The following is a 12,360-nucleotide window of genomic DNA, read 5'->3' on the forward strand; positions in this document are numbered from 1 at the left end:
TTTTCAGGGGTGACTGCTATGCAACATCGTATCTTTATTAAAGCGTTGGCGTTATCCGCATCGGTTATCAGTCTCGGGCTGGCTTTTAGCGCTCACGCCGTCGACACCATCAAAGTGGGAATTATGCATTCCTTGTCCGGCACCATGGCCATTTCCGAGATGCCACTGAAAGACGTGGCTTTAATGACCATTGACGAGATCAATGCCAAAGGCGGCGTATTGGGTAAGAAACTGGAGCCAGTCGTGGTGGATCCCGCCTCCAACTGGCCGCTGTTCGCGGAAAAAGCCCGCCAGTTGCTGGCTCAGGACAAAGTGGCCGTAGTCTTTGGTGCCTGGACGTCGGTGTCACGAAAGTCAGTTCTGCCGGTATTTGAAGAACTGAACGGACTGCTGTTCTATCCGGTGCAATACGAGGGGGAGGAAATGTCGCCAAACGTATTCTATACCGGCGCAGCGCCTAACCAACAGGCTATTCCGGGGGTGGAATACATGATGAGCGAAGACGGCGGCGCGGCAAAACGTTTCTTCCTATTGGGTACCGACTACGTTTATCCGCGCACAACCAACAAAATTCTACGCGCCTTCCTGCATGCTAAAGGCGTTCAGGACAAAGATATTGCCGAGGTGTATACCCCGTTTGGCTACAGCGACTATCAGACCATAGTTTCAGATATCAAAAAATTCTCCGCCGGTGGCAAAACCGCGGTTATTTCGACCATTAACGGCGACTCGAACGTGCCTTTTTATAAAGAGCTGGCTAATCAAGGGCTGAAGGCGACGGAGGTGCCGGTGGTGGCCTTCTCGGTTGGCGAAGAGGAACTGCGAGGAATTGATACCAGGCCTTTGGTGGGGAATTTGGCGGTGTGGAACTACTTTGAGTCGGTGGACAATCCGATCAATAAAGCCTTTGTGTCCCAATGGAAAGCCTATGCCAAGGCGCGTAAATTGCCCAATGCGAGCACCGCAGTGACTAACGATCCGATGGAGGCGACATACGTAGGTATCCATATGTGGGCGCAGGCGGTAGACAAAGCGGGCAGCACCGATGTGGATAAAGTCCGTGCGGCAATGGCAGGGCAAACCTTCAAGGCGCCGTCGGGCTTTACGCTCACCATGGATGCCGGTAACCATCATCTGCATAAACCGGTCATGATCGGTGAAATCGAAAGTAACGGTCAGTTCAACGTGGTGTGGCAGACGGATAAACCCGTGCGAGCTCAGCCGTGGAGCCCGTTCATTCCCGGTAACGATAAAAAACCAGATACGCCGGTAAAAACCCGCGCCCACTGATTTTGTCACCGCCAAACTCGTCCCTCCCACTGTGGGAGAGGGTTATCCTTTCAGGGAGAACATAACCATGACACCTGCTCACGTGTTCCGATGTCTATTTTTGGTCATCTGGCTACTGCCCTGTTGCGCTAAAGCGGGAGACAGCGAGGATTTTGCGGTGGCGAACCGTACCCAGCAGGCGAAATTACTGCAAAGTTGGGCTGCGGCACCGCAGAAGGTTCGCATTCCGTTGCTGAAGGCGTTAGTACAGGAAAAACTGGTGGTCGATCGGCATCAGCGGCCCTTTAGCGAAACGGGTACGGCTTTGATTCCACTTGGTGAAGCCAAAACGCCGGTGGGGGAAACCCAAAAAGTCCGTCTGACTAACCGCCTACGGGTATTGGCGAGGAGCGCGCTGGCAACTCATCAACTGATCAGTGACAGCGCCAATGACAGATTGAAAGCGGCGCTAGCCTTACAAAACCACGCCGATTCTGAATTATTGCCGCTATTGCAACAGCGTTTGCGTCTGGAAAGCGACGGCGGTGTGCGCGATGCGCTGGAGGCGGCGCTGGCTCGGTTGCAACTCGCCAGTCCGGATGCCGCAATACGACTCCATGCGGTAACTTTACTGGGATATTCCAGCGTTCCTTCTGCACAGGCATGGCTGGAACCTTTGGCTGATAAGCAGTGGGAAAGCGATCCGAAAGTGCGTGCCGCTGCCGCCGACAGCCTGACGAAAATACACTATCGGTTGAGGCTGGGAGATCTTCTCGGACAGGTCTTTATGGGGCTTTCGCTCGGCTCCATTCTACTGCTGGCTGCGTTGGGGCTGGCCATTACCTACGGTTTGTTGGGCGTGATTAATATGGCCCACGGCGAAATGCTCATGCTAGGAGCCTACTCGGCCTGGCTGGTTCAGGGTTTTTTTCAACAATTTGCGCCCCACTGGCTGGCATATTATCCGTTGGTGGCGCTACCCGTGGCCTTTGTGATTACCGGCGGTATTGGCATGGTGTTGGAGCGCACCATTATTCGTCATTTATACGGTCGTCCACTGGAAACCCTGTTAGCGACCTGGGGTATCAGCCTGATATTGATTCAGGCTGTACGGATGCTGTTCGGCGCTCAGAACCTCGAAGTGGCCAATCCGGCTTGGCTGTCCGGCGGGATTCAGGTATTGCCGAACTTGGTTCTGCCGCTGAACCGACTGGCGGTATTGGTTTTTGTCATGCTGGTTTTACTGTTCACCTGGCTGCTGCTGAACAAAACCCGATTGGGCATGAATGTGCGAGCGGTGACACAGAATCGTGCGATGGCGGCCTGCTGTGGCGTTGCCACCGGACGAATAGATATGCTCGCTTTTGGGCTAGGTTCAGGCATCGCGGGTTTGGGCGGCGTAGCGCTTTCGCAGTTGGGCAACGTCGGGCCGGAGCTGGGGCAGGGCTATATCATTGACTCGTTTCTGGTGGTGGTGCTCGGTGGCGTGGGGCAACTGGCGGGTAGTGCGGTAGCCGCATTTGGGCTCGGGTTTTTCAATAAAATTCTGGAACCGCAGATTGGCGCGGTGCTCGGGAAAATACTGATTCTGGTGCTGATCATTCTGTTTATTCAGAAGCGTCCACAGGGGCTGTTTGCCGTGAAAGGGAGGGTTATCGACTAATGAGACAGCCAATCATGTCCGCCATTGCCCGTAAAGCGCCGCGGAGTATCAAATTACTGGGCAGTTTGATGGTTTTACTCATGGTGGCACTGCCGTTACTCGCACTGTTACCGAATATTCACCCACTGAATATTTCTACTTATACCCTGATGCTGGTGGGCAAAATTCTTTGCTACGCCATAGTGGCAATTGCGCTGGATTTGGTTTGGGGTTATGCGGGATTACTGTCCCTTGGCCACGGTATTTTCTTCGCTCTGGGGGGGTATGCCATGGGAATGTATCTGATGCGACAGGCGGCGGGGGAGGAATTACCGGCGTTTATGTCCTTTCTTTCCTGGGATCACTTGCCGTGGTTTTGGTGGGGAACTCAGCATTTTGCCTGGGCGATGGCGCTGATTGTTTTGGTGCCGGGATTACTGGCATTGGTTTTCGGATTCTTTGCCTTTCGCTCGAAAATCAAAGGCGTTTATTTCTCTATCATGACTCAGGCGCTGACCTACGCGGGCATGTTATTGTTTTTTCGCAATGAGACAGGTTTCGGGGGGAATAACGGGTTCACCGGGTTTACCACCTTACTCGGAATGCCAATCACCGCAACGGGCACCCGCATTGGGTTGTTTATTGCCACGGTATTGCTGTTGGTCGGCAGTTTAGGCATCGGTTTTATGCTGGCTCGCAGTAAGTATGGTCGGGTATTAACGGCGGTGCGTGATGCAGAGAATCGCCTGATATTTTGTGGTTACGATCCCCGAGGTTTCAAGCTGCTGGTGTGGACGCTTTCGGCAGTGCTATGTGGCCTGGCTGGTGCGCTTTACGTGCCACAGGTGGGCATCATTAATCCCAGTGAAATGTCACCCACTCATTCCATTGAAGCGGCGATTTGGGTTGCCTTGGGCGGGCGCGGCACGCTGATTGGCCCGGTTATCGGCGCAGGGTTGGTCAATGGAGCCAAAAGCTATTTCACCATGGCGGTACCTGAGTATTGGCAGTTATTCCTCGGTTTTATCTTTATCGCCGTCACGTTGTTTTTACCGCGCGGCGTGATGGGGTTATTCCGTAAAGGAGACAAATAATGCAACCCGACGAACCGCTGTTTACCCGCCAGCATTTGGCCGATCGCTATCGTGAGCAAACGGACCCGATTCTACAGCTGGAAAATATTAACGTCAGTTTTGATGGTTTTAAGGCCTTGACCAATTTGTCCCTCAACATTGGCGTGGGGGAGTTACGCTGCGTCATTGGCCCGAACGGCGCGGGGAAAACCACGCTTATGGATGTGATTAGCGGTCAAACCAAGCCTCAAAGCGGGCGTGCTTTTTACGATCAGTCTACCGATTTGACGAGTCTTGAACCGATAGATATTGCGCAAAAAGGTATCGGCCGCAAATTTCAGAAACCCACGGTGTTTGAGGCGCTGACGGTGTTTGAAAATCTGGAAATTGCACAGAAAAGCGATAAGTCGGTGTGGGCCTGCTTGCAGGCAAAACTCAGTGGCGAACAGCGGGATAGGATCGACGAAATGTTAATCACGCTGCGGCTATCCAGGGAGCGCATGCAACTGGCTGGTTTGTTATCTCATGGTCAAAAGCAGTTTCTGGAAATCGGCATGCTGTTGGTGCAAGAACCACATTTATTGCTATTGGATGAACCGGTCGCCGGAATGACGGATGCAGAAACCGAATATACCGCAGAGCTGTTTCGCTCCCTGGCTGGGAAGCACTCGTTGATGGTGGTGGAACACGACATGGGATTTGTGGAAAACATCGCCGATCATGTCACCGTGCTACATCAAGGGCAGGTTCTGGCTGAAGGTTCCCTGCGAGAAGTTCAGGCCAATGAACAGGTTATAGATGTTTATCTGGGGCGCTAAGGAGCAAATATGTTGCAGGTTAACGAACTGAATCAGTATTACGGCGGCAGTCATATTTTGCGCGGCGTCTCTTTTGAGGCACAAATCGGTGAAGTGACTTGCTTGCTGGGGCGCAACGGCGTGGGTAAAAGCACTCTATTGAAATGCCTGATGGGATTGCTGCCGGTTAAATCTGGCAGTATTAACTGGCAACAACGCAATATCACTCAGCGCAAACCTCACCAACGAGTTCAGGCAGGCATTGCTTATGTGCCGCAGGGGAGGGAAATTTTCCCACGTTTAACGGTAGAAGAAAATCTGCTAATGGGGCTATCTCGGTTTTCTGCCCGGGAGGCAAAGCAGGTACCCGAAGATATATATCGGCTGTTTCCAGTGCTGAAATCCATGCAATATCGGCGTGGCGGCGATCTTTCCGGAGGTCAGCAGCAACAACTCGCCATTGGTCGAGCGCTGGCCTGCAAACCGCAGTTGCTAATATTGGATGAACCGACGGAAGGTATTCAGCCTTCGGTGATTAAAGAAATTGGTGGGGTGATTAAACAGCTTTCATCTGAGGGCAATATGGCTATTTTACTGGTGGAACAGTTTTATGATTTTGCCGCCGAATTGGCGGATAGCTATCTGGTTATGTCGCGGGGATCGATTGTGCAACAGGGAATAGGCAGTGAAATGGCGCAGCAGGGCGTTCGAGGGCTGGTAGCGATTTAAAATGTCTTCTTAATTGAATGCGAATATGTGAATCACAAAGGATTGAATCATTCCCAATGAGGGGGACGGAAAGTAAAGACAGTGAAGTATGAGTTCAGTTTAGTTATCTGATCAGTAAAACTATCATTTGCAGGCAAACCTGGCGATGGTCGATCTCTAATATAATATTACTGAGTTTAATTTACTATTCTGGCGCTAGTGTCCAATGACGCGCGTATCTCATACTGAGAATCAAATACAAACGCAGATACAATTCACCGGTTTACTGGAAATCAGATTATTGTGCGGGAAAATGTTGTTGCGCATTGCTACAACTATGAATACCAGATTACCTGATAATCATGCGGGTGAAGTGAGGTTACCCGGAAAAGTTGCAGCTATACGGATTGAGATGAAATTATATTAGCCCTAGCTGAAAATTTCTTATTGATGAATGGAGGATGAAAATCGAGCGGAATATGCGTTTTTTTTCGGCTAGAATGAATTGATATTGATAATATGGTTCGTTATTGCAACGATTAAGACGAAGCGATTAACAATTTATTTACATGTATTATTAAATGCTACAGAAGCCGAACTTGCACAAACGAATGTACTTCTGTAACATTTTTCTTTGTTATAGATATTTTTTTCCCTGGTGTTGGCTAATATTGCCCCCTGACTACGTACTACGTGTAGTCAGGTTTTTTTTATCACCCAATCACTAAGTTTCAAATTATACAGATGCAGACGCGATGCGATAGCTGTACTAAAGTGTGATCCGATACTGTACTTTTGGACAGAAAGACCACATGAAATTTAAAGGGATGCAGTTAGACTTTGGGAGAAGGAGAATGTTTTTTGGTGTAAAAAATGATGAAAGGATAATTGAGACTCTACGGGATTATATCGACAGAAAGCTAGCCAGCTACGATTCGCCCAGATATACCTACATGGTGATTGATAAAAAGAATCCCATTGATATATTCATGGTGTCAAGTTATCCAAATGAATGGGTTGATATCTACCGAACCCAAAACTACCAGCATATAGATCCCGTGGTTCTGACAGCGTTTAAACGCACCTCACCGTTTTCGTGGGATGAAAATATTACCATCCTCTCCGACTTGAAATCATCCAAGATTTTCGCTTTGTCGAAAAAATATAACATAGTCAATGGATTTACTTTCGTGCTGCACGATCACATGAATAACTTGGCTATGTTGTCGCTGATTATGGACCATAGTGATGGTAAAGAGCTAGAAGCTCAGATAATCAATGACTCAGAGCGGCTGCAAATGTGTCTGATTAATATTCACGAACAGATGCTGATGCTTGGACAAAGTACGGTGCGTACTACGAATGGGAAACCTGCGGACATCACGAGTAAAGCCATTTTCTCTCCGAGAGAAAATGAGGTGCTTCACTGGGCTAGTATGGGTAAAACCTATCAGGAAATTGCGCTGATTGCGGGCATTACGCCCCGAACAGTTAAACATCACATGGGCAATGTGGTGAAAAAGTTAGGGGTGATTAACGCCCGCCAGGCCATCAGGCTGGGAGTTGAACTGGAATTGATTAAGCCAGTTCTGAAATAACGGGCAGCGAAATTGGCCATGCTCGTAGCGCTGAGTCTGGCCCCTGTAAAAATGCATTTATCTGCGATGCCATCAATGCCTGATTGTGTAAGTCCGTTGGGAGATTGAGTAGATAAATACGTTCTTTTTCGCTGACGAATGCTTCTTTAATAATCTCTATCTGCCAGCCAGAGCGTTTAAGTATGGTTAGCATGGCGCGGCTAACTATAGTGTAAATACCCGTATGACCGTGGTGCCGGGTATAATTAATCATGGCAAGGAAGAGCACATAGCTTATAGGATAGCGGTTACCTAAAAGCAACTTTGCACGGGTTTTATCAACAAAAAATCGGCTTGATTCGATATAGTTATTGTCAGGTAAGGTAATATCGTCGAAGAGAGCGTTAAAAGTATGAGTTATCATATTCGGCCGGTTCAACTCAATAAAACGCACGCTGCAAATTAGCTGGCTTCCGTATATGCCGAGTAGATAACGAGTGTTTGGGTTATCATATTCGTCAAACTCCATGTCGTTGCTGCATTTTACAGCCCACTGTAGGCGATCTTTAAAGGTTTTTTTTCTCAGTCTGTAAAGATCCTCAGACCGCATATTCATCAGCTCTTCATAGCTGACATCGAAAATTTCTAACATTTAATTTCCTATTATTTAATACAGTTGAATTTCTATATAGGGTAATAAATTTTATCATCAGAAAAGCCGGTTGTCGCGATCAGGAATAGCGCTTTATCTATTTCTTGCTTATCGGCACAATCGGGTCAATATAATAATATTTTTTATTAGCGGAGCCGCAGTCGATGAACCATCGAGGCGATGCAAAAAACCGCGTGTTTACCTGTTTCACCGTTGATTTGTCGCCATACGTGCATTAATTCTGATGTTTATTTCATTGCCCAACGGCATGATGGTTACCCATATGGTTAAGTTTGGCATAGACAAATAGACCAAGGTTGATATCACCCTATTTCAGAGGTTATGGCAAAGCTTTACGGGCAGTACCATTACGACGTATCTGAAATATTAGATACGATTGGTTTATCTCACGTCCATCGCAAATACAATAACATTGGTCTGCGATGAGCTAAACGAATTTTACAAAGCTAGCTGCGAATAAAATTGTTACTGAAATTTGTTGCTACAATGTATCAAAATTTCTCCTGCGATAGGGAGCGGCACCGCCAATAATAAAATATTGGCCGGTATTATCGCTATTCCACCCAGACGATAATGAGAGTATATCTCACCCCATATTAACCAAAGCTATACCATTAGCGCACGCCATGCATAGGATAAAGGCACGACGAACAGTAATGCGGGTAAGAAATTAACTACGGAAAATATCTTGATCTGGGCAATACGTAATCCAACGGCGATCATTATAATACCGCCACAGGCTGAGAAATCAGCGAAGGCGATTTCATCCATATAGGGCATGATCCAAACGGCGAGGCCAAAAAGTAAGCTCTGAAGCAATAATTGTGGGACTGCGATAAATATCAGTGCCATTCCCAAAGAGATGGCAAAAATCATCGCTGTAAAGAAATCCATCATCGATTTGACCAAGAGTAATTGGTAATTCCCGCTTAATCCCTCGGTTAAAGCACCGACAATTCCCAGCCCGCTTGCACAAAACAGCACGATCATCGCGGTATAACTTTGCGCAAACTCCTCTGCGGGTAAGGGACTACGCGTTTTGATCACTTTGGAAAGTATGCGTTGTAAAAACTCTGCGCACTGTTTGACTCCACGTTCCAGACTAAACAGTTCGCCAAATGTTGTGCCCAGAATCAATGCCAGAACAACCGCTGGCATGTATTGCACCTTTATTATCATGACAACGCCGATGCAAATAGAAGAGAGAGCAAAAATTGCTGGTAACCCTTCTCGCAAACGTAATGGTACATGTCGTGCTAAAGCAACGCCCAGTAAGCCACCTAAAATTATTGCCGCACTATTAATCCAGGGTCCCAGCATGGTATGACACCTCTTCATTCTTATATTCGGATTTATTAATTCTAGCGGAAATAGGTGAGTAATGTGGGGATTGCTGTGCTACTTCGGGATAGATAGTTAATTTTTTATCAAAATTTAATTATCCGTTGGCGCAGAAAGCAAAAACATAAATAGTACTAAAGTAAACTTGGTTACAGCCGATATTTAGAACGCTTAGTTAAAACCGAATAGACAGTTCGTCTGTCGAGTTAGAAATTTAAGGATGAATGTAATATGAGCAATGTAGACATTGGAAGTAATGAGAAACCAGACCATTCGATTAAAAATAACCGATTTCGTGGATACAATAAATCTTGGGAACGTAAATTTTTGCTAATGGATAAGCTTGGCTTTCGCGACGATAAATACAGTGGCGATCAGACTCTTGCTAAACAGTTAGCCTTTGGAGATCGTTTTACGATCAATTTTAATGCTTGGGCGCTGCTGTTTGGATCGGTATATTACTTTATCAAGGGAATGTGGCAGAAGGGCTTAATCATTATGGCTGCCGGAATACTCTTTTCTGCTTTTGCAATTTTCCTAGGTTATGAGCGACAGGCGTACCTTATTCCATCAGTGGTGACGGCTTTGATGGCCAATGTTGATTTCTATCGCTTAAGCCGGTTTAACGAAAAGATATGGCCAAAATTCCCTGCTATATTCGGTAAGATTAAATTTTGCCTGCTGGTATTGGTTTTTTCATTAGTCATTGGCGTAATGACGGTGGTGGCCAGCGAACGAGCCGAGCTAGAAACATCGGCCTGCTCGGTTTTAACTGAAATTCTTCAATGGCAGTTAGATAGTAATGCAACCTGTAAGAAGGTAACGATCGATGAGGAAGTGACGGAAGGGTTCTATCGCGCTCACGCCGTGCTGGATAACGGTAATGAAATGCTTATCACGCTGGAGCAGCGTAACAACCAGATTTATGTGGTTGTGCCTGAGCAATAAGCCGTTTGATATCAGATGAATTCACTCACTCAGCGCTCAGTCAGTTATCTCGCTGAGTGAGGAACCGATTAGCTTTCCGTCAAAGGTCAAGCTCGTAGGTTTTTTCCAGATTAGACGACTGTATCAAATTAATTGGCATCGTAATCTTCCCTTTCCTGTCTCCTACCTGAACCAAAAATGTTATTGCCCAATGATTCTTTTAGTCAAAATGACCGTATTTTTAGGGATCAAATAAGTTTGGTTCTATGGCGCAGGTTTTATGGCTAACACTCCATTGAAATTTGCTAGCTGTGTACTGTTTCTTAATCTAAATACGTTGATAAAGATAAAAATCTACATAGTACTAATACCAACCCGACAGATAATCCCGTATCCCGTATCCCGTATCCCGTATCCCGTATCCCGTATCCCGTATCCCGTATCCCGTATCCCGTACCCACTGTACCAGTGCCACTATTATCAGCGCGACGACCATAAGTCAGAATCCGGAAGTTTTGCAACCTATTACGCAGGTGAGTTTATTTTCCCTGCTGCTAGCATATTGCAGTAATGACTCAAATCGAATGTTATTGGATATCATGGTATAGCCAGTAATACTGATAAAACTGGGAGGTAAAGATAAATCGACTCCCAACAGCCTTAAGACAAAAGCGAATTTTCTAAGTTGGGGAAATAAAAGCAGTGAGATAAACTGAATGAGTAGCGAGCAGGATACTGTCCAGCGGTTATCAGCATTAATTGAGTCATTTCTTGTGGTATAAGGCTGAGCTCATCAGCCTCCACATCAATAATTTTTTCTTCTAAAAATAGAAATATAAGCACGTACAGGTTTATCAACAGGCAAAACCACACTAAATATGTGTATTTTTCATGAACTAATTCCATTTAGATACAAAAGTATGAAGTGATTATCGAATAGATGAATAATAACGAAATTGACCTAACGTGTTTTTTTATTTTGTTGGTTCGGATCTTTATTAATACCATGGCAAGCCGGAATGGTTGCCACCACGAGCAAGATTATCCGATCGTTTTCGGGCACAAGGTTTTTGTAATGAGGAGATTTGGTTTGGCAATTCTTCTATGTAAGGGGACTTATTGCATAACTGTGCGGGATAGATGTGCTTTCCTTTACATTCATCAGTTTATACGCGAAAAGATAAACGATGGTGTTGTTGGGAATGATAATTTGATGAATAATGTGCCAGATAATCTTCCCTGATGAGATACGTGTAAATGTTACGCATTTTAGTGACCCGAATTGATTTCCTCGGGGATATGGTCTGCACCACAGCATTGATTCGCGCGCTTAAACAGCATTGGCCAGAAGCTGAAATTCATGTGCTGGCCAATAAATATAATGCCCCGGTACTGGATCGTAATCCGGATGTCGCTGCGGTACATACCTATGTGTACAGTAAACAATGTGAGCGTAATCAGCGCCTGGGAAAATTAAACGCTTTAATAGATCGCTTAGCGCTAATCTGGCGTTTACGTCGGTTGCGTTTTAATCTGGCGATTGTCCCCAATGGGGGCGTGAGTAAAAATAGTATCCAGTTTGTCCGACAGTTAAATGTTGCCGATTGTCGTTGGCATACAGCTGAGAGTGAATTTGACGATCGGGTTGCGTCCCACGCAGCTAGCCGGCCAATGAAGCATGAGTCATTATCTGGATTTACGCTGTTACCTGAGCTAGCATCCATTGATATCAATGCGCTACGGCTTTATGTCTATCCTGAGCCGCAGTTACAAGCTCAATGGCGAAATTGGTTTGGTGATAAAAATAAACCCAGGATTGGATTATTTATTTCAAATAAGTCGGTCGATCGTCGCTGGAGCTGGCAGAAATGGCACGATGTAATCATTGGCCTTGAGTCCAAAACCGAGCTATTTATTTTCCACGATCCTGCAGAAAAACCGACGGATGAACAATTGGCTCATTTACCCGCTCGTTGCCTTTCTACCCCTTCGGTACCCGATATGATAGCCGCCATGAGTCAATTAGATTTGGTGGTTTCGGCAGATAGCGCCCCTATTCATTTAAGTGCAGCATTACAGATTCCGGTTGTAGCATTATTTGAAAACCGGCCTGAAAAATATTTACGTTGGTATCCATTGGGTGTGCCGCATATTTTATTGCGAGAAGGGAGACAGGTTGAGGATATTCAAGCTCAATCGGTTATTGAAGCGGTTAGCTGTTTATTAGATAGTAAAATTCCGCCATTGGAAGAAAGCGGCTTTCATTAATCTGTCAGCAAACTTTTAGCCAGTAACTTCGACGCCTCGCATAATGCGGGGCGTTTTTATTGGTATCAGTGATTCCTAAAATGAG

10 protein-coding genes are annotated in these 12,360 nt (G+C 46.2%); 8 read left to right on the forward strand and 2 right to left on the reverse strand.

The window, feature by feature from the left end; all coding sequences use genetic code 11:
- Nucleotides 1–18: 18 nt before the first annotated feature.
- The 6 genes from urtA (at nt 19) to ACQ4OC_RS02090 (ending at nt 7,087) form a co-directional block, all read left to right on the forward strand.
- Nucleotides 19–1,290: an urea ABC transporter substrate-binding protein gene (urtA, locus tag ACQ4OC_RS02065; protein WP_430970890.1), complete on the forward strand. Its 1,272-nt coding sequence runs from the start codon at nt 19–21 to the stop codon at nt 1,288–1,290.
- A gap of 67 nt (nt 1,291–1,357) precedes the next feature.
- Complete coding sequence (gene urtB, locus ACQ4OC_RS02070; protein ID WP_430970891.1) at nt 1,358–2,932, forward strand: urea ABC transporter permease subunit UrtB; 1,575 nt, start codon at nt 1,358–1,360, stop codon at nt 2,930–2,932.
- Entirely contained in the window at nt 2,932–4,005 is a 1,074-nt protein-coding gene (gene urtC / locus ACQ4OC_RS02075) for an urea ABC transporter permease subunit UrtC (protein WP_120806216.1), read from the forward strand. Before urtB ends, urtC begins: the two co-directional genes overlap by 1 nt.
- Entirely contained in the window at nt 4,005–4,802 is a 798-nt protein-coding gene (gene urtD / locus ACQ4OC_RS02080; RefSeq protein WP_064513256.1) for an urea ABC transporter ATP-binding protein UrtD, read from the forward strand. The genes urtC and urtD overlap by 1 nt, the downstream gene beginning before the upstream one ends.
- A 9-nt stretch (nt 4,803–4,811) precedes the next feature.
- Nucleotides 4,812–5,510, forward strand: coding sequence for an urea ABC transporter ATP-binding subunit UrtE (urtE, locus tag ACQ4OC_RS02085; protein ID WP_064513257.1), 699 nt, complete (start codon nt 4,812–4,814; stop codon nt 5,508–5,510).
- An 833-nt stretch (nt 5,511–6,343) separates the two neighbouring features.
- On the forward strand, nt 6,344–7,087 hold the full coding sequence (locus tag ACQ4OC_RS02090; RefSeq protein ID WP_064518240.1) for a LuxR family transcriptional regulator: 744 nt from the start codon (nt 6,344–6,346) through the stop codon (nt 7,085–7,087).
- Here ACQ4OC_RS02090 and ACQ4OC_RS02095 read toward each other — a convergent pair.
- Both ACQ4OC_RS02095 and ACQ4OC_RS02100 read right to left on the reverse strand, forming a co-directional pair.
- On the reverse strand, nt 7,068–7,718 hold the full coding sequence (locus tag ACQ4OC_RS02095) for an acyl-homoserine-lactone synthase (protein ID WP_064513261.1): 651 nt from the start codon (nt 7,716–7,718) through the stop codon (nt 7,068–7,070). The two genes, ACQ4OC_RS02090 and ACQ4OC_RS02095, sit on opposite strands and share 20 nt — an antisense overlap.
- Before the next feature lie 627 nt (nt 7,719–8,345).
- Entirely contained in the window at nt 8,346–9,059 is a 714-nt protein-coding gene (locus ACQ4OC_RS02100) for a DUF554 domain-containing protein (protein WP_064513263.1), read from the reverse strand.
- Nucleotides 9,060–9,311: 252 nt separating this feature from the next.
- Between ACQ4OC_RS02100 and ACQ4OC_RS02105 the strand changes: the two genes are divergently transcribed.
- Nucleotides 9,312–10,028, forward strand: coding sequence for a DUF2628 domain-containing protein (locus ACQ4OC_RS02105; RefSeq protein WP_064513265.1), 717 nt, complete (start codon nt 9,312–9,314; stop codon nt 10,026–10,028).
- Nucleotides 10,029–11,264: 1,236 nt separating this feature from the next.
- Nucleotides 11,265–12,275 (forward strand): glycosyltransferase family 9 protein, encoded by a 1,011-nt coding sequence (locus ACQ4OC_RS02110; protein WP_064513269.1) that lies wholly within the window; start codon nt 11,265–11,267, stop codon nt 12,273–12,275.
- The last annotated feature ends 85 nt before the right edge of the window (nt 12,276–12,360 follow it).

Source organism: Yersinia sp. J1 (assembly GCF_050586585.1).
GTDB classification, from domain to species: Bacteria; Pseudomonadota; Gammaproteobacteria; order Enterobacterales; family Enterobacteriaceae; genus Yersinia; species Yersinia entomophaga.